Below are 22,057 nucleotides of genomic sequence, written 5' to 3'. Positions count from 1 at the left end.
CACAAATGTAAAAAGCCAAATTGGATAACATAGGGGGTTTGAAGCTATGGCTGATTCCATTGAAGCATACCGCGATGATCGGGGGCATGTGCATGACTCGCCGGAAGATGCGATAGTTGCGGACATTGCCGCTGCTCTCGGGCGTGTGGGCGACGAAGGCGGGCTGACCAATGGTGTCGCCTCGCTCATCCTGGCAAAGCGATCCGTAATAGAGAAGGCATTTGCCGATTATGACAGGCTGGTCCAGCAGCGTCCCGAAGTCATCGACAATACGGACGAATCGAAGATCCATCACTTGCAGGCAGGCTAGAGATCTCAGCCAATGTTCCGCGAGTTTCGGGCTCAGCGAGTGTAATGGAACCAGCTGCCGTTAAAGTCGCGCTGGAAAGATTCGCGGCTGTCGATTTTGGTGTGAACCGGTCGATCCGCAAAATATCCGAAAGTGTCGTGGGGCCGCAACGCCTCGGCCAGAAGCTTCCTGCATCTGGCCGCAGCGCCATTGGTGAGTGCGGCCCTTGCTTCCGCGTCTGTCTCGAACATGAAGGTGACCCCGGCGAATAGCCGATGGACTTTCCAGAGCCCCAGCTGGCGTGCTATTTCTTCAACTTCGCTTTCGTGAATTGCGTCAACGGCTTCGATGCGCGCAGGTTTTTCAAATGATGAGAATATGACGAAAAGCTTGTCCATCGCTGCGGACGATGGCAGCGGGGTTTTGCGAAAATTAGTCAGCGTATTCAACATCCCGCTTCGTAGTGGCGCGATATCGGCGAGCATGGCCGCGAAAGCATCGACGACCAATTTCTGTTTGGCTTGATTGAAAGGCGGCATTTCAGGATCGCGAAAGCGCCTGGCATCCTCTTCCAGGTCAAACACCACCTCCACGCGATGGCGATCCAATGCTCGCCCATCTGGCTGATCCAGCCGCACCAGCAACGGGCGCGGGACTGAAAACTCATTGGCAATGAAGTCGGCCAAGTTATCGAACGGAGCAACCATCCGCCGTTTGTCGAGTTTGTATTGCCTGGCCTCTGCATATTGCGGACAGGACGGAATAATCATCCTTCGGTGTCAGGCACTTTCGCGCGCAGTTCAGCGAGCCACACATCGGCCACGGCGTCGCTGGGCGCGCGCCAGTCTCCGCGCGGAGACAATGCGCCGCCTGAGCTTACTTTCGGCCCGTTGGGCAGGGCGCTGCGCTTGAACTGGCTGTACTGGAAAAAGCGCTTAAGAAATTTTTCCAGCCAGCCGCGGATTTCGGCCAGATCATACTGGTTCTTGCCGCTTTCCGGGAATTCGTGCGGCCACTGCCCAGCCTCTATCTGCTTCCATGCGTGCCAGCACAGGAATGCCACGTGGCTTGGCTGCTGACCCCAGCGCAACACGTGGTGAAGGAAGAAGTCATTGAGCTCATAGGGGCCGATGATGCTTTCGGTGCTCTGTATGTTGCCTGCAGCGTCCGCCGGAACCAGTTCCGGGCTGATTTCAGTACCGAGTACCTCTTCCAGAACGACATCGCATACAGGAGAAAACTGGCTGGTCCGCGTTGTCCAGCGGATCAGATACTGAATCAATGTTTTGGGCACGCCGGAATTCACCGCGTAATGGCTCATCTGGTCGCCGACGCCGTAGGTGCACCAGCCCAGCGCCAGCTCTGACAGATCGCCGGTACCGATCACAAAGCCTTTATGGTGATTGGCAAGGCGAAACAGATAATCGGTCCGCAGGCCTGCTTGCACGTTTTCAAACGTCACATCGTGAACCGGTTCTCCGTCAGCGAAGGGGTGGTTCATGTCATCCAGCATCTGCCGCGCAGCGGGCCGGATGTCGATTTCCTCTGCGGTGACTTCAAAAGCCTCCATCAATTTCCATGCATTTGCCTTCGTCCCGTCAGAAGTGGCGAAGCCGGGCATGGTGTAGGCGCGGATCATGGAGCGGGGCAGGCCGAGCGTGTCGCATGCCTTTGCCGCCACGATCAGCGCGTGGGTGGAATCCAGCCCGCCGGAAATACCGATAATCAGCGATTTCGCGCCTGTCGCCTGCATCCGCCGCATCAGCGCATCGACCTGGATGTTGAACGCTTCGTAGCAATCCTCGTCCAGCTTCTCGATCCGGTTGGGCACGAACGGAAAGCGGCGAATGGCGCGCTTCAGCCCGATGTCGCCAGCCTTGCAGGCGTGATCGAACCCTATCGTGCGGAAAGCATCTTCAGGCCGCCCCATATCCTCTGCCGCATCATTGAACGTGCCCATGCGCATGCGCTCATTCAGGATGCGGCGCGTATCGATATCGGTAACGCACAGCTCCGGCTTCAGCTCAAATCGGACGCTTTCGATCATCAGATCGCCCAGCTCATACACCATGCCTTGGCCGTCCCATGACAGGTCTGTGGTGCTTTCGCCAAAGCCGCTGGCGGAATAGGCATAGGCGCAGACATTGCGGCTGGATGATGCGCGGCACAGAAGGTGCCGCTCATCCGACTTGCCGATAGTGATGTTGGAGGCGGACAGGTTCAGCAGAATTGTCGCGCCAGCCAGCGCGGCCATCGTGCCAGGCTGAACCGGGCTCCAGAAATCTTCGCAGATCTCGATCCCGAATGTGAAACTAGGAAGGTTATTGGCGGAAAAGATCAGATCGGTGCCGAATGGAATTTCCGAACCGTTCACCGTCAGCCAAAGATCCTGGCAATTGTTGCCGCGTGCGAACCAGCGTTTTTCGTAAAACTCGCGGTAATTGGGGAGGTAGCTTTTGGGCACTGCGCCCAGAATTTCGCCTTGAGCGATCACTACGGCGCAATTGTATATGCGGCCGCCCCGGCGCAGCGGCGCGCCGATGACCAATACCGGCGTCAGGTCCTCGCTCGCGGCGCGGATTGTCTCTATCTCGGCCTCGACCGCCTCAAGCAAGGCTGCCTGAATATGCAGATCGTCCAGCGCATAGGATGACAGGCAAAGTTCTGGATAGAGCAGTAGATCGACATGGCTTTCATGCGCCATCTGCGCCTGCTCGATAATCCCTTGCGCATTGTAGGCGACATCTGCCGTGCGCGTGGTGGGGGTGCTGGTTGCGACGCGCACGAAACCGTGCGTGTGCATGTCGAAGAAGGGGTGCTTTTGGGCGCTCATGAAGCTGCCCATAGCGCAGATTTTCAGGCGAGGGGTAAAATCCTGCTGCGCAAAATATTGACGCCGCCGCTCTGAGGGGAAGAGCGGCGGCGCCAGTCTGGGGGGGACAAGGAGCTATTCGCGCAGTGCGAGGCTCCGGTTACTTTAACGGCAGCGTGCATCGCCCCGATCGATTTCGCGTCCGAGCACGCCGCCAAGGGCTGCCCCGAGCAATGTGCCGACTGTACGGTCGCCGCGTGTATCGATCGTACGCCCGAGCAGCGCGCCGCCGGCGGCACCGATGATCAGACCGGTCGTGCCATTGTCACGTTCGCAATAATACCGCCCATCGCGGCCCTGCCAGACACGGTCGTTACGGCTCACCCGGCGTGGTTCGTAGTAGCGGCCATTGTCGTCATAGTCGCGCTGGCGATATCGGCGGTCTTCGCGGCGCTCACGCCGATCCTGGCGCGCATCACGGCGATCGTAACGATCGTCTCGGTCGTAGCGATCCTGGCCATGATAACCGTGAGCGGGTGCCCAGGAAGGTGGTCCGCCCTGCGCCATGGCAGGGGCAGCGGGAAGGGCCAGGGTCGTGGCCGCAGCGAGTGCAAACATGGGAGCAAGGATGGACTTTTTCATCACGATTAACCTTTCCGATTCGGACAGTGGATGCCGCCGAGAAACCTGGTATCGTTCAGATAATCCCAACCTAAGATGAACGGATCGTTGGGATTTAATTTACACGGCGAAACGTTTCTTGGACGAGTTCAATCGCTGGCCCTGACTGTGATTGCGATCCAATCGCGGATCGTCCCCTCCGCTCCGCCGAAAGGCCGGATCGCGTGATGGGCGATACCGAACCCCGCCGTTTCATAAGCGGAAATTACCCAGTCCTCGTCCGGAAAATTGTGGAGCCGCCCCGACCGGCATCGCCCTTCGCCTGAACCGAGAGTGAAACTGGCATAGTGCCATCCCCCCGGCTTCAGCGCGCGGTGGATGGCGCGAAGTATTGCGGGCAGGTCTGTGCGGGCAACATGCAGCAGGCAGGCATGCGCCCATACGGCATCGTATTCGGCTTGTGCAGCAAGCTCTTCGAAACGCATTTGCCGCGCGCCGAGCGAGAAGCATTCATTGGCCTTTCGCACCATAGCCGCCACACCGTCAGTCGCATCGACGACAAACCCGCGTTCCACCATCCGCGCTGCATCGCGGCCCATCCCGCAGCCAAGTTCCAGAATATTTGCACCGGGCCCAACGCGATCCAAGAACGTATCCAGATCGCGGCTTGGGGCCTGCCCGGAGCTGAGCGTGTGGGAAGGCGCGGAATTTTCGTAATAGGCGAGAGTGGCGGGGTCAGCCATGGGCATAAAATGCGACCTCGTACTTTTCAGAACAAGTCTTTGAAGATAGCAGATCAGTATCTGGGGGGATTATCATGAACAACAGTCTGGTTGGCGCTGCGCCGGTGACATCTGCCGAACGTATCGGTGTGCTTGATGCATTGCGCGGCTTTGCACTCTTAGGGGTTCTTCTCGCGAACCTGACCGAATTCGCCGTTGCTCCGTGGATGGCAACGGATGCACAAATTGCTGCACTTTCTTCAGCCCCTGCAGATACCCGGACACATTTCATCTTGTCATGGCTGGTTTACGGAAAAGCGAACACCCTGTTTGCAACCTTGTTCGGTATCGGTTTCTGGGTCCAGATGGAGCGGCTGCAAAAGCGTGATGTCGCTTTCGAAACCATTTATTTGCGGCGCCTGTTCATCCTGCTTGCCATTGGATTGGTCCATATGTCGTTCGTGTGGATATGGGATATCCTTCATGTCTATGCGCTTGCCGGTTTCCTGTTGTTCTTCATGCGCGGCCTCAGCCAGCGCGCCTTTATCATAATCGGAATTTCCCTGGCGGTTTTTGGTTCTCCGGTTCTTACTCATCTGATCCAGATAAGCGGGTTCTTTGCCGATGCTTCGACGGGCTTTGATGACGCTGCAATTCTTTCGCGGCAGGCGGCAAGCGCAGCTGGTAATTATACCGCGATTTTCGCAGGTTTCATGCGCATCAATTGGTATGAATGGGTGGCGGGAGGTATGCTTTACACATGGGTTCTCTATGCTTTGGGCCGGTTTTTGATCGGTGCCTACATTGCCCGCCGCGGCTGGGTGCAAAGGGCAGCAGAATTGTTGCCGCAATACGCAAAGGTAATGGCAGTTGCATTGCCGCTCGGTCTGGCGGGCCAATACATCAACGCTGCTGTCAGCATGGATCAGATGCAACCTTTGTTCGGAAGCGCTGAGCTGGTTGATTTGGTCGATTATGTGTCACGCCCGCTGACCGCGCTTGGCTATGCTTGCCTGATTGTGCTGTTTTTCCATTCCGGTCTGCGGCCCGTTGCCGCCATTTTTGCTCCGGTTGGCCGGATGGCTCTGACCAATTATATCGCGCAGAGCTTTTTCATTGCGTTCCTGCTTTTCGGCGTCGGCCCGGGACTGGCACTCAGCGGGCGGGAAGGCACCTTCGCATTCACCATTTACGCATTGATATTCTTCGCGGCCCAAACCGTATTCAGCCATTTCTGGCTTAAGGTGTATGCTTTTGGACCGCTGGAATACCTATGGCGCTGGGCCACCTATGGCGACAAACCGCGGTTACGCCGTCAGCTCGCCTGAGGTTCTGGCTCTGCCTCTGCCGCCTCTCGGTCAAGCTGGGCGCGGCTCTTCTTCTCGGCGGCCGTTTTCAACTGGCCACAAGCCGCATCGATGTCGCGGCCGCGCGGCGTGCGCACGGGCGCGGAAATCCCGCCTTCGAACACGATGTTCGAAAAGGACCGGATGCGCTCTGGAGTGGAGCATTCGTAATTTGCGCCCGGCCAGGGATTGAATGGGATCAGATTGACCTTGGCGGGCAGATCATATTGCTTCAGCAGGCGAACAAGCTCGCGAGCGTCGGCATCGCTGTCGTTCTTGTCCTTCAACATCACATATTCGAACGTGATGCGCCGCGCGTTGCTGGCGCCGGGATAATCGGCGCAGGCCTGGAGCAATTCCTCGATGCCGAACTTGCGGTTGATCGGGACAATCTCGTCGCGCACTACCTTGGTGACTGCATGGAGCGACACGGCAAGGTTCACGCCAATTTCTTCGCCGCAGCGCGCCATCGCTGGTACAACGCCGCTGGTCGACAGCGTGATGCGCCGCTTTGACAGCGCAAGGCCATCACCGTCCATCACAAGCCGAAGGGCATCGCGGACATTGTCGAAATTATACAGTGGCTCTCCCATGCCCATCATCACGATATTGGTGAGCAAGCGACCGTCTGCGGTATATTCCGCCTCGTCCTCGACTTCGGCAATATCCATCCGGCCCTTGGGCCATTCGCCAAGGGAATCACGCGCCAGCATGACTTGCCCGACGATCTCGCCGGGGGTCAGATTTCGCACTAGCCGCATCGTGCCGGTGTGACAGAAAGTGCAATTGAGGGTGCAGCCGACCTGACTGGACACGCACAAGGTCCCGCGATCCGCGTCGGGAATGAAGACCATTTCAAATTCATGGCCATCATCGGTACGCAGCAACCATTTGCGTGTGCCGTCGGTGCTATGCTGGGCTTCCACCACATCGGGCCGGCCAATCACGAACCGCTCTGTCAGCCACGGGCGCATGGTCTTGGCGATATCGGTCATCGCTTCAAACTCGGTCACGCCGCGATGGTACAGCCAGTGATACACCTGTTTGGCGCGCAATTTTGCCTGTTTTTTGTCCAGCCCGGCGCCTTCGAACAGCGCGGCGATATCCGCCTTCGGCAGCCCGATCAGATCGACGCGGCCATCTTCGCGCGGCGTGATGTCACGTGCGACGGGAACCGGGTCTACTTGCCCGGGAATGCTCATAAGGTTCGTATCGGCCATGGGAGGCATCGATATAGGGCGGGAGCGAGCGTTTGGCTAGCGGATCTGCGCACAGCCGACGTTGGCCGCGTCAATCGCCGTGGCAGCTCCATCGAGGCTGTAACGATCGGTGAAGCGATTGCCGCGCATATCGGTGGCGCTGACGGACATACCTCCCGCAGCCCGCATCGCCGCAACGATGGCGCGATCGGTGCGGGTGTCTGCGGCCCAAGCGTCACCATCACCGGCGGTCAGCGTGTAACGTTCCCCTCCGATAGCAAGCTGAACGCGCGGATTTTCAGCCAAGCGTCGACCAAGCCGGAAGTGGACCTGCGCACGGACGTTGCGTGACGGCCAAGTGGCCACGCTGGCGAACGGTTGGAAATCGCGACGCGAACTGTTCGCCTCGGCCTCCGCAATGGCATAGCAGCGCGGCGTTTCAGGATCGCGAAATGCGCCCCAATCGCCAAATACACCGAGGCTGTCGCGTGACCGATCATTGGCCCAAAGCGGGGTAGAAACCAGCAACAGCAGAAGGGGCAGGGAGCGACGGAGCATACCTATATATAGGCACAAATTCGGCGCGCGCCAAAACCCGAAAATCGTACGCTGAAAATCCGGTTTTTCTGGTAAATTCCGTGTATTTACCGTAGGAGAATCAGGACGGAGGGGGTTCTCCTAGAAAACCCGTAAGATGAAAGGCGCCCCCGGCAAATGAACGGGAGGCGGTAAGAGAGATGAGCCTGTTTGCCGATTACAATCTGCCCTTCGCCATTGCGCTTGGGGTTATGCTTTTGTTTGGTCTCTTGCAGCTGATAGGCCTTGGCGATTTCGATTTCGGCGGTGACGCTGATCTGGATGCCGGATCGGATATCGGCGATCCGACGGCAGCGGGGCTTGGCGGGGCAGTGGCCACATTGCTGGGTCTTGGCAAAGTCCCGGTGTTCGTCTGGCTGATCGTTTTCCTTTCGGTCTTTGGCGGGGTCGGCATCAGCACGCAGGCCCTTGCCGTCGATTTGACTGGATCGCCGCTCTACGTATGGCTCGCGGCGTTGATCGCGGGTGGGGCAAGCATTCCGGCAACAGCCGGTTTGGTGAGGCCATTGGGCCGGTTCATGCCGCAGGATGAAACAAGCGCAGTGCGGCTGGACAGCCTCGTCGGGCGACGCGGCACCATTACCACCGGCAAGGCGGCGAAAGGCTCGCCTGCCCGAGCCAAGGTCCGGGACCGGTTCGGCCACGCCCATTACGTCATGGTCGAGCCGCATGAAGATTCCAGCATCATTCCTGCTGGCGACCAGGTTTTGCTGGTGCGAAGAGAAGGCGAGACCTTCTTCGGCGTACCACTAGCCGAGCGTAAACTCGCCCCGATGGGTTGAGCGCGCGGCCAATAGTTCAATTTTCATAGCAAGGAGAAGAAATGGATAATCTGTTAGAATCCGGCATCATATGGATCGGCATCTCGGGAGCCGCGATATTCGCGATCTTCGTATTCCTCATCAAACTGTACCACCGTGCGTCGAAGGAAACGGCCTTCGTGCGGACCGGTCTTGGCGGTGAAAAAGTGGTCATGAACGGCGGCGCATTGGTGCTGCCGGTGTTCCATGAAACGATGCCGGTTAATATGAACACGCTGGTCCTGTCCGTCATTCGCCGCGATGGAGAGGCGCTGATTACGCTCGACCGGCTGCGGATCGACGTGAAGGCCGAGTTCTATGTTCGCGTAAAACCCGATGCCGAAGCGATTGGCATGGCCGCGCAGACGCTGGGCCAGCGCACGATGCAGCCAGAGGCGTTGAAAGATCTTGTTGAAGGCAAGTTCGTCGATGCGCTGCGCTCTGTTGCAGCAGGCATGACAATGAACGAACTGCACGAACAGCGCGCCGATTTCGTGCAGAAGGTGCAGCAGGTTTCCTCCAGCGATCTGGCGATGAACGGACTTGAGCTTGAATCGGTTTCGCTCACCGGGCTTGACCAGACCAGTATCGAACATTTCAACGCCAACAACGCCTTCGATGCCGAAGGTCTGACCAAGCTGACCGAGCAGATCGAAGCGCGCAAGAAGCTGCGTAACGATATCGAGCAGGACACCCGTGTGCAGATGGAAATGAAGAACCTCGAAGCTGATACCAAATCATTCGAGATTGGCCGTGACAATGAATATGCGCGGCTTGGTCAGGAGCGCGAAGTTGAAGTGCGCCGTGCTTCGCAAATGTCCGAAATCGCCCGCGAACAGGCCGAGCGCCAGCGCGAAGCTGATTCGGCAAGGATCGAAGCGAAGCAGCAAGTGGATTCGCAGCAGATCGAAGCTGACCGGCTGGTGGAAGAAGCGCGGATCGACCAGGTGCGCGCTCTCGAAATCGCCCGGCAGGAACAGCAGATTGCCGTTCAGAACAAGTCACGCGAAGAAAGTCAGGCCCGTGCCGAAGCTGATGCGGCCCGTGCCAAGGCCGTGGCTGCAGAGGAGCAAGTTGCAACAGCGCGTGAAAGCGAAATCGCTGAACGCCAGAAAAAGATCGAGCTGATCGAAGCATCCAAGCAGGCGGAACGCGAAGCCATTGGTGTCAAGGTGGAAGCCGAAGCGGAAAAGGATGCTGCGTCCAACCGCGCGGAAGCCTTGCGCCTTGAAGCACAGGGTGAAGCCGAAGCTGAAAAGCTGCGGGCAGAAGCTGCGCGCGTCCGTTTTGAAGTTGAGGCTGCTGGCCAGCAGGCCATCAACGAGGCCGCAAACATCCTCTCGATGGAGCAGATCTCGCTTCAGACGAAACTGGCGCTCCTCAAGGTCCTGCCCGAAGCGATCCGCGAAAGCGCGAAGCCAATGGAGGCCATCGACAGCATCAAGATCGTTCAGGTGGACGGCCTGACGCAGCGTAGCGGCCCTGCCGGTTCAACTGGCGGCGGCAACGGCGGCGGCTCCGGTAACCTTGCCAACGATGCGGTCTCCGCAGCCCTCGCTTACCGCGCACAGGCGCCGGTTCTGGATGGGTTGATGAAGGAACTCGGTCTCACCGGTTCCTCGCTGAACGACATGGTCAAGGGTGCGGCGGACGGCCATTCCGGTCTGATGGCGGAGATTTCCGATGATGCGGAAACACCAAGCCTGTTCTCGCCCGAAGCGAAAGAGGATACGGCCCCGGCAAAGGCAGCTAAGCCGCAGTCTCGGCCGAAGGATAGTGCGCAGCCAAAGCCGCGTCCGGCGACCAAGCCTGAATCCTGAAGTTCATTGAAGACACACAATTAGAAGGGGCGCGGCTTGAAAACCGCGCCCCTTTTGCTTGCGCCGAGAGAGGCTTTTCAGCCCGCTTTAAGGAAGTCGATCTCGTCAATTTCACTTTGCAATTTCCGCGCCCCCCATTTGTTCAGCACATAAATTCCCGCGAACACCGCGACCACACTTGCCATGGCAAGCAATGCGGTTGCTGGCGGCATCGCCCATTGCGCGGGAGCAGTTGATAGCAACGGTGCAAGCATCATAATGGCCATGCCGGGCATCAGCGGGAGCAGGTACCATCTGAAAACGCTGGCCAATGCGTCGCGCTGACGGACAAGCTCACGCCGCTGGTATTCCAGCACAGATAGCTGGCCGCCGTGCTCCATTGGAGAAAGCGGGCTGCCGCGGCGATGCAATTGCCACAGGACCACACATGTTCCGCCAACTATCAGAGCAGCGCCAATGCGCATCGCCAGTAACGGGCCGGTCACAGCCATGGTCGAAAATGCCAGGATAACAAAAGCCCCAGCAGCATATTCGCCCCAATTACGCCGCACGATGGTTCGGCGGAACTGGTCCGCACGGGCGCGCAATTCCTCGATTGGGGGTAGGGGCATGGTTTCTCCTTCGTTTTGCCAGCTGGCGCGGGCGTGCTCTTCGGGGGTCATGGTCTTGGCTCCTCTTGCTGGAAAGGCTCGGCGAGCAGCGCCTTGATCCTGTGAATACGGGTGGCGACCGCCCCGGCAGACAGGCCGGTGACATCGCCGATTTCGGCAGCGGTCAAATCTTCAAGATACAGCAGCATCACCTGCCGATCGGCGGGTTTCAGCCGGTGGATCGTGGCGAGCAGACGGTCTGCCATCTGGTTTTCGCCCACCGTGGATTCGGGATTGTCGGACGCAGCCAGATGGTCGATCTCGTCCAACCCGGCGTAATTGCCCGGTTTTGTGCGGCGAGCGGCCTGTATATGGCTTACCGCGACATTGTGGCCGATCCGGTAAACCCAGCTGCGTACCGAGCATTGCCCTTCGAAATAGGCGAAACTGCGCCACAGCGCGGCGTGAATATCCTGCACCAGGTCGCGGGCCAGATCGGCATCGGCTTCATAACCACGCGCCAAGCGGGCAATTGCTGCTCCGTAAGCGGCGGCAGCCTGCCGGTAAGCTTCATCCTGCGATAGATGCGCATCGTGCAATGTGTCATTCTCTCGTGCCATGATTGGGTAGTCGGCCCGGCACGGGAAGTCTTACACGATTGGCGAAAATTTTTTCGGTCAGTCAGGATATATGATCGCGATGACTTCCCATTCCTTCGTCCCGCCGGGCAATTTGACGGTGCGCAAATCGCCAATTTCCGCGCGGCGAAGGGCGCGGGCGATGGGGCTGGACCAGCCGACAAGGCCGGCGCTGGCATCCTGTTCCTTGTCACCTACAATGGTCAGCGTGCGTTCTTCATCGTCCTCGTCTGCGATGGTTACGGTCGCGCCAAAGAAAACGCGGCTCTTGTCGGGTTGCTGTGACGGATCGACGACCTTGGCGAATTTCATCACCTTGGCGAGATATGCCAGTTCCCGGTCGATTTCCCGCATACGCTTGCGGCCATACAGATAATCGCCGTTTTCTGACCGGTCGCCGTTGCCCGCAGCCCAGCTCACGATTTCGGTGATTTCGGGCCGTTCGGTACCGAGCAGATGGTCATAGCGCGCCTTGAGCGCAGTCAGGCCTGCGGGAGTGATGGGATTGGTTCTGTCAGTCACAAAGGTCTCTGGCGTTCAATCTGTGGCACCAACGCCTGTCGCCGGAACGATGCGGCGATACAAGTGCCATGTCGCGTGACCCAACACCGGCAGTGTCACCAGCAGGCCAACAAAAGCGGGCAACATCGAGAGGAAAAGCGCCGCAGAGATGATGATGGCCCAGCTTAGCAACACCTTGCGATTGGCGCGCAATGCCGAAACACTTGTGATAATTGCTGTAATGAAATCGACATCGCGGTCCACCAGCATCGGCAGGCTGATTACGGTGATGGCGTAGAAAAACAGGGCGATGATCGCACCGACAATGCTGCCGACTGTCAGCATTGCGATACCGACCGGCGTGGCCAGAGCCGCGATGGATTCCCCGCCTGCGCCAGCTTCAGCCATGAAGATCGCGAAGATACCGTGCGCGATGATGACCCAGAAGCTGAAAGCAACAAACAATATGCCGCCCATCAACAACAATTGCTCATCCCCGCGTCCTTTCAGCGCTCCGAGCACTGCACCCCACCGCATAGGAAGACCGGCTTCTCGCCTGCGACTGACTTCATACAGGCCGACAGCGGTGAAAGGGGCTATCAGCGGAAACCCCGCCAGCGCTGCGATCCACCAGATGATTTCACCGCGCCCCATAACGGCGGCGTAGATAAACAATCCGGTCACCACGTAAATCGCTGCGAAGAACAGGCCGAACAAGGGCTGTTTGCGATAATCCTGCCATCCGGCAGCCAATGCGGCGCGAAGATCTGCGAACGTCAGATCGTCTGCCACATGGCCTCGCGTACTGTTTGCGCTTTTGTCCAACGGTCTCTCCCAACGTAAACACACTGCGCAAAAAGGGAGATGCAAGCATTGATGTGGATCAAGAATGCAGAGATTAGCGAACTGAAACGGCGTTCGCCCAGTCTAACGCCGGCAAGATCCATTCGTCCCGTGGTCCGTAAATCAGGCCGTGCTCTAGCCCTGTCTCCACCACCAATTCGCGCATCTGTGTCGCGTTTTCCGACGCATTGAAGACATCCTGGCATGACCCTGCAAGCAGCGTGTCGAGACTGTCACGGATGGTCAGAACCGCACCAGAAAACCCGATGCCATTTTGCACCATATGGTCCGTGACTGCTGGCGCACATCCGGCCAGAAGGACAAACCGCAATTGCGGGTTTTCAGCATGGTGCGAGACCAGCGAAGCAATGTAAGCTCCTTTCGATGCCCCAATCACCGTGATGTTCTGTGCAGGAACGCCGCCATCAATCAGGTCATTGATTTCCAGAACCAATTGCCGTGCCTGTGCATCGACATCGGAGTTGGCCGGCCTGACGGGTGCGTGAACCACAAAACCTTCAGCCGCCAACCTGTCCTGGATCGCATCGAAGCGGTACTCGCCGTAGCGTTCACTTATCGCCGGAAGTCCCTGAACCTCTATGATCCGGCCATGCAGGTAGAACACATGGCGTGCCTCGCCCGCTTGCGCAGTGACACTCTCAGGCGCACACGCAGCGAGGACCCATAGCAAGGGGGCCGTTAGCAGGCTGGTTCGTGGCAACCCTACCGCAGGAAATCGCCCACATCGCGGCTGCGGCCCATGCTGGCCCGGTCCGGATAGAGGGTTTCGTAGACCACGGCGTTTTCAATCACGCGTTGCACATAATTCTTAGTCTCGAAAAAGCTGATTTCCTCGATCCAGCGCAACCAGTCGCCTGTCCGGCGCGGGTCACCATTTTCACGCAGCCAGCGATTAACATTGCCTGGCCCGGCGTTGTAGGCAGCGATCGCAAGCGGATAGCTGCCGTCGTAATAGGCAATCAGCCGCTCGATGTGGTTGCTGCCCAGCCGCATTGCATATTGCGGATCATCCATCAGTGCGCTTGCCGAATATTGCACACCGGCCCGGCGCGCCTCTTCCTGCGCGGTGGCAGGCATGAACTGCATAATGCCGCGCGCGCCGGCATGGCTGATCGCGTTTTCGGCAAATTGGCTTTCCTGGCGGGCAAGGGCGTGAACCATCGTCCAGTTGCTGCCAGCAGGGGTCTGCAAGACGGGATAGCCGATGCGGGTAAAACCTTCATGTCCGTCAGCAGCCGCCGCGTCCAAAAGGTTTACCGCCAAATCCCGCCGCCCGATGTCGCGGGCAAGCTCTGCCACGAGCAGATGTTCGCCAATGGTTTCGGCCTGATCTGCAATGGATCGGTAAAAGCGGATGCCCGTTGACCATGGCGCATCACGCGCGACTTCGGCAACGGCGGCGGTAATCGGTGCGGAGAGGAATTCTTGACGTTCCTCATCTGTTGGCGATGCTTCCGGTGCGGCTGCATATTGCGGCAGCGCCCGGCCCAACCTGTCCAGCGCCAGCAGACCGTAGAAACGGTCATTATATTGCGCTGCCATCTCGTAATGGCGCGTGGCCTCGGCAGTCATGCCTGCCTGCCGGTAGGCCTCGCCCGCCCAGAAAAAGCCCTTTGACCGGGTCTGGCTGGTGCGCGCGGCAGCGCCATATTGGTAGAACAGCGGCGCGGCAGTTGCGCCGTCACCCAGATGCCAGAGCGCATTGGTGCCGCCAGCCCACATCAGCGAGGTGTAATCATCGCGCAGCTTGTATTCCATGCCCGAGATATCTTCGCCGGGCGCGAAAGCCTCGTTCGCCCGGGCTGCGACGCGGGGCGTGTCGGCACGGCTTGCGGCGCGGCCGACAGCGAGCAGCTCGGTGATCCATGCCGTGCGGTCGAGCGGCAAAGAGGCCAACGGCGGCCCGTCCACTATCATCCGCACTGCCGCATCGACGCGGCCTTCCTGCCGCAGTTCGCGGCTGCGATTGAAGAGATACCCCGGATCGGCCGTGGCCCCGGCGGCAGTCGTCGCTCCGTCACCGCCTTGCAGTATTGAAAGACGTGCCTGGAACACGGCGCGCTTGCCCGGCGACACCAAAGCAAGCTGGCGCGCTGCCGCATCGCCGTCACGCTGCCATAAAAGGGCATCCATGCGCTGATCATGATCTTCCTGAGAGAATACGCTGCCGTAGGTGGCAGACAAGGCCGCTTCAGCTGTCGGGCTCATTTCGCCGCCGCGCCATGCCTCTACCGCCCAGCGCTGCGAAGCGGCCCGGTCCGGTCCCATCAGCGCCAGCGCGTAATGCGCTTTCGCATAATTGGTGGACGGATCCTGCCCTTCAAAGAACTGCAGCAGCAATGCCGGGTCGGTGAATTCCTCGCGCAAGCGGCGCTCTGCACGGGCGCGCAAAGTGGCCTCATCCGGGAAGCCGGGATTGGCGATCAGAAAATTGGCGTAGGTCGTGAACGGAAGCTGCGCCTGCCGGTCTTCCCACAATCGTTCCCACCGCGCGATTTGCGGCGCCATCGGGCCAGGGCCCTCTGCCACAAGGCTGGCACGAGCATTATCCCACGCACTTGCCTCTTGGGCGGCAACAGAAATCGGGGCGACCATAGCGGTGGTTGCGGCGAGGGCGATTATCAGTGGAAGTCGAACCATGCTGGACATTGTGCCAAGGCTCTCCTTATCAGACGCTGAATGCATTATTCCTCCGGTGGGGGATTCACGTAAATATTGAAGGCAATCGGTTGTATTGCCTGCTTAACAACACAACGCAGGAGCGGCGACAATGTTCTCTGGTTCAATTCCGGCCCTGGCGACTCCGTTTCGCGGTGAAGCGTTCGATGAGAGCGCCTATCGGCAATTCATCGACTGGCAAATCGACAACGGCACCAGCGGTCTGGTGCCATGCGGCACAACTGGCGAGAGCGCCACGCTGGACAATGACGAGCATCACAGGGTGATCGCCGTTTGCGCAGAGCAGGCCGCGGGCCGCGTGCCGGTGATAGCTGGCGCAGGCTCCAACGACACGCGCACCGCGCTGTGGCACGCGAAGGAGGCGCAGATCGCGGGCGCAGACGCGCTGCTGCTGGTCGCGCCATATTATAACCGCCCTTCGCAAGCCGGTTTGCTCGCACATTTCAGCTATCTGGCGGAGCGCACCGATCTGCCGATTGTGCTGTATAATGTGCCTGGCCGCACGGTGACTGACATTTTGCCGGAGACGGTGGTGGAACTGCACCGCCGCTTTCCTGAAAAGATCGTGGCGCTGAAGGATGCGAGCGGAGACCTCTCCCGCGTCGTCACCCACCGCATGGGCGCGCCTGCGCTGTGCCAGCTTTCGGGCGATGATCCGCTGGTGCTGGGCGGATATGCGATGGGGCAGGTGGGCTGCATTTCGGTGACCGCCAATGTCGCGCCAAAGCTGTGCGCGGAGTTCCACGCCGCCGCTGCATCGGGCGATTTCGCCGCCGCGCGGGAGATCAACGAAAAGCTCTACCCGCTGCACAGGGCGATGTTCTCCGATGCCTCGCCAGCGCCGGCGAAATATGGCTTGAGCAAGCTGTTCGACTGGTTCGCCCCCGATGTGCGGATGCCGATTGTCGAATGCTCCGACGCTGCGAAAGCGGCGGTGGATGCGGCGATGGAATTTGCAGGAGTTACCGTATGATCAAGAATTGCATTCTCGCAGCAACAGCCCTCGCGCTCGCATCCTGCTCCACAATGCCCAACGTCCCTCCGCCTGCGCTGGACGATCTGGCGCGGCAATATCTCAGTGTGCAGCTGGCTATTGGGGAGAAAGACCCCGGCTATGTCGATGCCTATTACGGGCCGGAAGATCTGGCGGCGGTTGCCGCGGCGGAGGATGACAATGTGTCGCTGCCCGTACTTCAGGCGCGGGTATTCGCGCTTGATGCAACGCTGCGCTCGTTGCCGGTAGCGGCGGGCAGTGTTGAGGCGGAGCGGGTCCGGTATCTTCGTGCCATGCTGAATTCCGCGAAGGTCCGGCTGCGGATGCTGCGCGGGGAGCAAATCTCTTTTCAGGATGAGGCAGAGGGCCTGTTTGGTGTTCGGCCTGAACTCATCGACCTGACCACGCTTGACCCGGTGCTTGAACGGATTGAGGAATTGGTGCCCGGCGATGCCAGCGATGGCCCGCTGAACGAACGGCTGAATGCCTTTCAGGATCGTTTCATCATCCCAAACGACCGCTTGCGCGCCGTAATCGACGCTGCCGTGGCCGAATGCCGTGCGCGCACCTTGCCGCATATTCCGCTGCCCGAAAGTGAAAATTTCACACTCAGTCTGGTGACAGACAAGCCGTGGGGCGGGTTCAATTATTATCAGGGTGATTATCACTCGGTGATCGAGATCAATACCGATCTGCCAACCCGGCTGGACCGCGCCGTGGATGTCGGCTGCCACGAAGCCTATCCGGGCCACCACGTCTATTCGACACTAATCGAGCGGGACCGGGTGAATGCCATGGGCCAGATCGAATACACGTTGCTGCCGCTTTACAGTCCGCGCGCAATCATTTCCGAAGGCAGCGCCGAATACGGCGTGAAGCTGGCATTCCCCGGAACGAGCCAGCTGGAATATGAGCGCGATGTGCTTGCTCCGCTGGCGGGGATCGATGCGAGCGACCTGGAAGCCTATTACGAACTGCGGGAAGCTACGGGCGATCTCTCCGGCGCCTACTACACGCTCGCCGCCGCCTATCTCGATCAGACAATGACGCGGGAAGAAGTGATCGAGGCGTCGATGCGCTACCGCTTGCAAAGCCGCGAGCGCGCCGAGCAATCATTGCGCTTCATGGACGCCTATCGCAGCTATGTGATCAATTACGGGCTGGGCGAAGAAATCGTTGGCAATGCGGTCGAGGCCGCTGGCGAAAGTAGTGAAGCGCGCTGGCAGCGCTTTATCGCCATTCTCAACACGCCGACGCTCCCTGAGGATTTGATGTAAGGCGGGAGGACCCAATGCGGGGGAAGAGCGTTTAGAGGATATGAAACGCTATGCTCTCCTCCCGCTCGCTCTCCTGATGGCAGGCTGCGTCAGCACACGGCCCATCGAGCCGCAGATTGCTGCTGTCTCGACCGATTTCTCCGCTGTGCAGCGGGCTGAAGTCTCCCTCAGCAGTTTTGATTTTGAACCGCGGAATCTACAACTTGCAGCGGGAGTGCCGGTGGAGCTGGTGTTCACCAATGTATCTGACAGTGGCCACAACTTCGCGGCGGCCGAATTTTTTGCCGCAGCGCAGATTCGCGCAGAAGATGCCGATCTTGTGCGCAATGGGCTGATTGAACTGCGCGGCGGGCGGGGCGTATCGATTTTCCTGGTGCCGGTAGCGGGCACATACGACGTCGATTGCACACATCTGGGCCACAGCGCGCTCGGGATGAAAGGCACGATTGTCGTAAACTAGGCCGATGACGCAAAGCGGGTTTGCTTTGGGCGCGACAATGCCTACATCGCCTGCATCATGGCACGCCCTAAACCCGCCCCGTTCGACAAGCAGAAAGTCGTCGCCGAAAACCGGCGCGCGCGGTTCAACTACTATATCGAGGAAACTTTCGAGGCGGGGCTGGCCCTGCAAGGGACCGAGGTGAAGGCGCTGCGCGGCGGTGAAGGCACGATTGCAGAAAGCTATGCCGAAGTGCGCGGTGGACAGGTGATGCTGATCAACGCGAACATCCCGGAATTCAGCCACGGCAACCGCAACAATCATGAACCCAAGCGTCCGCGCAAGCTGCTGCTGCATGAGCGGGAAATCAACAAGATGCTAGGCGCGGTGGAGCGCAAGGGCATGACGCTGGTGCCGCTGTCCGTGTATTTCAACAGCAAAGGCCGGGCGAAAATCGAACTGGCACTCGCGAAGGGCAAGCAGTCCCATGACAAGCGCGCAACAATCAAGGACCGTGATTGGAAGCGCGATAAAGCGCGGCTGATGCGCGACAAAGGCTGATACAAAAGACGCGCCGACGGGATATTGTGACCACCGTGCCCCAATGTTCCTGTTTGTCGTTAAGCTGACATTGTTATCTGCTCGTCTATCACCACGTTACAGGCTGGCGCTGAAGGTGTAGAGACCGCACATAGAATCATGGTTAAGAAAGCGATCAATTGGTTTTCGGCACGCATGCCGAAAATGCCGAAGCGTTCCGATATGGAGCGTAATCGCTGGCTTGCGCCTATTGCCCATCGCTTTGGCCGGTCGGAACTCTGGCGATTTACTCGCCGCTCTGTCCCGCGCGGCGTGGCGTTAGGCTTGTTTGCGGCCTTTATTATTCCTCTGGGCCAGATTTTTCTCGCCGCCTTCCTGGCACTTCCGGCGCGCGCAAATGTGCCGGTTGCCGCTGTTATCACTTTCGTGACGAACCCTTTCACCGTGCCTTTCTGGTTGGTAGTGGCCAATAAAGTCGGGCGATTTACGCTGAAGGTCGATCCCGAAACTTTCGGAACTGCCAAGGCTGCGATGGAGCAAGGCTGGTGGGTCGAATTTGGCTGGTGGCTCGAAACTGCCGGTGTCACGGCGTTTGGTTTTGTCGTGCTGTCCGTTGTGACCGCCGCCATCGGCTATTTGTTCGCCGGCTTCCTTTGGCGGTTCATGGTCGCACGCCGATGGTCGCGGCGACCGGGGAACGGGAAAGTCCTCGGCGTGCCGACGAGCACACGGCAATAATCGAAAGCTACGTCATGGCCGTTGCGAGTGCGCGGTCTGGACTCTAAACGGGCGGCATGAATTTGGCGCATTTGCAACAATCCCGCAGACTGGTGGACGGCCTGGCCGTGGCCGCCGCCGTGCTCGCCAGCGTGGCGCTGGTACAATATGCCACTCAAAGCGCGGGCGCGTCGCTTGCCTACGCCGGCGGATTGGTCGTGCTGGGCATGATTGCCTTTATCGCCGGGCGCCTGCCAGCCAAAGGTCCTGCTTCGATGCAGTCCGATGCGCCCGACTGGGCGGTTACTGTCGCTGCGATCGAGCAGCGGGATCTTGCCATAGCGATTACAGACAGGGCCAATCGGCTTGTGTGTGCAAACTCTGCGTTTGAACTTTGGTTCGGGTCCAACAATGGCCCGCCAAGCCTTCCGGTAGACGGTTTCAGCGCAGACCAGCTGGCCCGGCTGGCGCGGGCGGTTTGGCGCGATGGAAAAGGCGAAACAGTCACCATTGCGGATGAGGATCAAAGCTGGAATGCAAGCGCGGTGCGCGCTGGCCAGGCGGATGAATACCTTATCTGGCGCTTTGCTCCGGTAGTCCGCAGCGAACCGGTTGTCGCAATTGCCAAACACATTACCGGCATGTTCGGCCAAGTCATGGGCGCGGCAGGGATCACCGTCGCGATGGTATCTCCTGATGGTACGATCCGTGCTGGAAATGCGGCGTTGGCCCGCCGCGCTTTTGGCGATGAAGCGGCACGCATGACCGGGCAGGAATTCGTGCAGTTGCTTCGTTCCGATGAGCGTGAGCGGATATATTTTGCACGCGAAGGCAAGAAAGGCAGCCCGCAAACTTTGGTGCAGGTGCCATTGGTCGATCCAGAGGAAGCCGCGCGTGAGCGTATACCGGGCAAAGCTGCAGCCGAAGCCCCATCGCTGATGTTGCTGATCGATGCAGGTGTCGGCATTGGCGGCGCGGCAACCGGCGATGTCAAAGGTCAGGCGGTCCAGCTTGAAGGGTTGCTGGAGCAATTGCCGCTAGGGCTGGCGACGACAGACCGCGACGGGCATTTTATTTACGCGAACCCGGCTTTTCGCCGTGCGGCCGGTATCGGCAAAAGCGATCTGCCGCCCTATCCGGGTGACGTTGTGGTGGCGCGTGACAAGGCAGCGATATCAGATGCTGTGCGACGTCATGGCCAAGGCCCTGCCAGTTCAGGCGATATTGCCGTGCGTCTGCGGAGCGATCCGGACGAACCTGTCAGCCTGGGTCTGGCTGGTGTGCGCGGTTTGGGAGAGGCAGCAGTCCTGCTTAGTCTGGCGGACACAACGGAAGAGGCGCGGCTCAAACGGCAAGTGGCGCAGGCCACCAAGATGCAGGCTGTGGGACAGCTTGCAGGGGGCGTGGCGCATGATTTCAACAATGTGCTCACCGCGATTATCGGTTATTGCGATCTCATGCTGCTGCGGCACACGCCCGGCGATAGCGATTACGACGATATCCAGCAGATCAAGGCGAACTCCAACCGTGCAGCCAGCCTGACGCGGCAATTGCTTGCCTTCAGCCGCCAGCAAACCTTGCAGCCGGAAATCCTGCAACTGCCGGATATTATCTCCGAAGTCAGCCAGCTGCTCAAACGCCTGCTCGGTGCGAAAATCACGTTGAAGGTGCGGCATGACCGCGATCTGGGCCTTGTCCGGGCCGATCCGCGCCAGCTGGAGCAAGTCATCATCAATCTGGCAGTCAACGCCCGCGATGCCATCCAGTCGGCAGGCGGCGGCGAAGTGGCAACTGGCACGCTTGCCTTCGCCACGCGCCGTGTGGAGGCGAAGGACATTCGCCGTATGGGAAGCGAAATCATCCCTGCGGGCGATTACACGGTGCTGATCGCAGAGGATACCGGCGGCGGCATCCCGCAAGAGGTGCTGGGCAAGATTTTCGAACCCTTCTTCACCACGAAGGAGCAGGGCAAAGGCACCGGTCTTGGCTTGTCCACGGTATACGGAATCGTCAAACAGTCGGGCGGCTTCATCTTTGCAAGCAATGCGAAGGGCGCCGATGGCAAAGTCAAAGGCGCGCGATTTACGATCTACTTGCCGGTTCACGAATTGACTGAGGAGGATAAGGCCCGGACCGAACCCGAAGAGCAGGTCCGTGAATGGTCTGGTGGCGGAACAATCCTGCTGGTCGAGGATGAAGACATGGTGCGCGCTGTGGCAGAGCGAGCTTTGGCGAGGCAGGGTTACACCATTGTCACAGCCACGGATGGCGACGAGGGACTGGAAGCTTTGCAGAAAGAGCCAGACCGCTTCGATCTGGTGCTGAGCGATGTTGTCATGCCGAGCATGGATGGCCCAGCCATGGCAAAAGAAATTCGCAAGCTTCGGCCGCGTTTGCCGATCCTGTTCATGTCCGGCTATGCTGAAGAACAGCTCCGCAGCGAGATCGACATCGAGAATATGCATTTCATCGCCAAGCCATTCAGCGTGAAGCAGATTGGCGAAAAAGTGGGCAATGTGCTGCGGCAATCCGCATCGCGGCAATAGCCTCCAGGTCTTTGTCGTGGCCGCGTAGCGCAAGGCGATTGCCTGTAAGGCAACCTTACTTCACAA

Annotated in this window: 22 protein-coding genes; 10 read left to right on the top strand and 12 right to left on the bottom strand. The window is 59.1% G+C overall.

All coding sequences use genetic code 11. From position 1 onward, the window contains the following. The first annotated feature begins 46 nt into the window (after nt 1-46). Nucleotides 47-310: a hypothetical protein gene (locus AB731_RS08930; protein WP_047093405.1), complete on the top strand. Its 264-nt coding sequence runs from the start codon at nt 47-49 to the stop codon at nt 308-310. 32 nt (nt 311-342) lie between these two features. Here AB731_RS08930 and AB731_RS08925 read toward each other — a convergent pair whose 3' ends face one another. From AB731_RS08925 to AB731_RS08910, 4 genes are all read right to left on the bottom strand, one after another. Beyond that, nucleotides 343-1,059, bottom strand: a complete 717-nt coding sequence (locus tag AB731_RS08925) for a hypothetical protein (RefSeq protein ID WP_156167418.1) — start codon at nt 1,057-1,059, stop codon at nt 343-345. Then, nucleotides 1,056-3,122 carry an NAD(+) synthase gene (locus tag AB731_RS08920; RefSeq protein ID WP_047093884.1) on the bottom strand — a complete coding sequence of 689 codons (2,067 nt, stop codon included), beginning with the start codon at nt 3,120-3,122 and terminating at the stop codon, nt 1,056-1,058. Before AB731_RS08920 ends, AB731_RS08925 begins: the two co-directional genes overlap by 4 nt. Nucleotides 3,123-3,266: 144 nt before the next feature. Continuing rightward, on the bottom strand, nt 3,267-3,743 hold the full coding sequence (locus AB731_RS08915; RefSeq protein WP_047093407.1) for a glycine zipper 2TM domain-containing protein: 477 nt from the start codon (nt 3,741-3,743) through the stop codon (nt 3,267-3,269). Between the two features lie 128 nt (nt 3,744-3,871). Beyond that, nucleotides 3,872-4,465 carry a class I SAM-dependent methyltransferase gene (locus AB731_RS08910; protein WP_064971818.1) on the bottom strand — a complete coding sequence of 198 codons (594 nt, stop codon included), beginning with the start codon at nt 4,463-4,465 and terminating at the stop codon, nt 3,872-3,874. A 74-nt stretch (nt 4,466-4,539) separates the two neighbouring features. Here AB731_RS08910 and AB731_RS08905 point away from each other — a divergent pair, with 74 nt between their 5' ends. Further along, a complete protein-coding gene (locus AB731_RS08905) occupies nt 4,540-5,772 on the top strand; it encodes a DUF418 domain-containing protein (protein WP_047093409.1) in 1,233 nt (410 codons plus the stop codon). Here the strand turns inward: AB731_RS08905 and rlmN are convergent. Continuing rightward, nucleotides 5,760-7,010: a 23S rRNA (adenine(2503)-C(2))-methyltransferase RlmN gene (rlmN, locus tag AB731_RS08900; protein WP_047093410.1), complete on the bottom strand. Its 1,251-nt coding sequence runs from the start codon at nt 7,008-7,010 to the stop codon at nt 5,760-5,762. The genes AB731_RS08905 and rlmN overlap by 13 nt on opposite strands. Before the next feature lie 36 nt (nt 7,011-7,046). Beyond that, the gene (locus AB731_RS08895) at nt 7,047-7,547 is read right to left on the bottom strand and encodes an invasion associated locus B family protein (protein ID WP_047093411.1); all 501 of its coding nucleotides are present in this window, start codon (nt 7,545-7,547) and stop codon (nt 7,047-7,049) included. Between the two features lie 179 nt (nt 7,548-7,726). Here AB731_RS08895 and AB731_RS08890 point away from each other — a divergent pair, with 179 nt between their 5' ends. Beyond that, nucleotides 7,727-8,368, top strand: a complete 642-nt coding sequence (locus tag AB731_RS08890; RefSeq protein WP_047093412.1) for a YqiJ family protein — start codon at nt 7,727-7,729, stop codon at nt 8,366-8,368. 41 nt (nt 8,369-8,409) lie between these two features. After that, nucleotides 8,410-10,206 carry a flotillin family protein gene (locus tag AB731_RS08885; protein ID WP_082126424.1) on the top strand — a complete coding sequence of 599 codons (1,797 nt, stop codon included), beginning with the start codon at nt 8,410-8,412 and terminating at the stop codon, nt 10,204-10,206. Nucleotides 10,207-10,283: 77 nt separating this feature from the next. Here AB731_RS08885 and AB731_RS13665 read toward each other — a convergent pair whose 3' ends face one another. The 6 genes from AB731_RS13665 to AB731_RS08855 all read right to left on the bottom strand — a co-directional run bounded on the left by AB731_RS13665 (nt 10,284) and on the right by AB731_RS08855 (nt 15,448). Next, a complete protein-coding gene (locus tag AB731_RS13665; protein ID WP_052768968.1) occupies nt 10,284-10,868 on the bottom strand; it encodes a hypothetical protein in 585 nt (194 codons plus the stop codon). Further along, nucleotides 10,865-11,416, bottom strand: coding sequence for an RNA polymerase sigma factor (locus AB731_RS08875; RefSeq protein WP_047093413.1), 552 nt, complete (start codon nt 11,414-11,416; stop codon nt 10,865-10,867). The genes AB731_RS13665 and AB731_RS08875 overlap by 4 nt, the downstream gene beginning before the upstream one ends. A 57-nt stretch (nt 11,417-11,473) precedes the next feature. After that, entirely contained in the window at nt 11,474-11,956 is a 483-nt protein-coding gene (greB, locus tag AB731_RS08870; protein WP_047093414.1) for a transcription elongation factor GreB, read from the bottom strand. Between the two features lie 15 nt (nt 11,957-11,971). Beyond that, complete coding sequence (locus tag AB731_RS08865) at nt 11,972-12,727, bottom strand: DUF2189 domain-containing protein (RefSeq protein ID WP_231638891.1); 756 nt, start codon at nt 12,725-12,727, stop codon at nt 11,972-11,974. A gap of 106 nt (nt 12,728-12,833) precedes the next feature. Beyond that, a complete protein-coding gene (locus AB731_RS08860) occupies nt 12,834-13,403 on the bottom strand; it encodes a hypothetical protein (protein ID WP_052768969.1) in 570 nt (189 codons plus the stop codon). Between the two features lie 98 nt (nt 13,404-13,501). Continuing rightward, complete coding sequence (locus AB731_RS08855) at nt 13,502-15,448, bottom strand: lytic transglycosylase domain-containing protein (protein WP_047093416.1); 1,947 nt, start codon at nt 15,446-15,448, stop codon at nt 13,502-13,504. Nucleotides 15,449-15,569: 121 nt separating this feature from the next. Between AB731_RS08855 and dapA the strand changes: the two genes are divergently transcribed. From dapA to AB731_RS08825, 6 genes are all read left to right on the top strand, one after another. Beyond that, entirely contained in the window at nt 15,570-16,451 is an 882-nt protein-coding gene (gene dapA, locus AB731_RS08850) for a 4-hydroxy-tetrahydrodipicolinate synthase (RefSeq protein WP_047093417.1), read from the top strand. Beyond that, nucleotides 16,448-17,749, top strand: coding sequence for a hypothetical protein (locus AB731_RS08845; protein ID WP_047093418.1), 1,302 nt, complete (start codon nt 16,448-16,450; stop codon nt 17,747-17,749). Before dapA ends, AB731_RS08845 begins: the two co-directional genes overlap by 4 nt. Nucleotides 17,750-17,789: 40 nt before the next feature. Next, complete coding sequence (locus tag AB731_RS08840; RefSeq protein WP_052845708.1) at nt 17,790-18,209, top strand: plastocyanin/azurin family copper-binding protein; 420 nt, start codon at nt 17,790-17,792, stop codon at nt 18,207-18,209. A 57-nt stretch (nt 18,210-18,266) separates the two neighbouring features. After that, nucleotides 18,267-18,749, top strand: a complete 483-nt coding sequence (gene smpB / locus AB731_RS08835) for an SsrA-binding protein SmpB (protein WP_047093420.1) — start codon at nt 18,267-18,269, stop codon at nt 18,747-18,749. Nucleotides 18,750-18,932: 183 nt separating this feature from the next. After that, on the top strand, nt 18,933-19,466 hold the full coding sequence (locus tag AB731_RS08830; protein ID WP_047310215.1) for a DUF2062 domain-containing protein: 534 nt from the start codon (nt 18,933-18,935) through the stop codon (nt 19,464-19,466). Nucleotides 19,467-19,522: 56 nt separating this feature from the next. Beyond that, the gene (locus AB731_RS08825; protein ID WP_047093422.1) at nt 19,523-21,991 is read left to right on the top strand and encodes a hybrid sensor histidine kinase/response regulator; all 2,469 of its coding nucleotides are present in this window, start codon (nt 19,523-19,525) and stop codon (nt 21,989-21,991) included. The last annotated feature ends 66 nt before the right edge of the window (nt 21,992-22,057 follow it).

The sequence above is a fragment of the Aurantiacibacter marinus genome (genome assembly GCF_001021555.1).
Classification (GTDB): domain Bacteria; phylum Pseudomonadota; class Alphaproteobacteria; order Sphingomonadales; family Sphingomonadaceae; genus Alteraurantiacibacter; species Alteraurantiacibacter marinus.
Note: the sequence above shows the minus strand (reverse complement) of the source record. Positions and strands in the feature narration are given on the sequence as shown.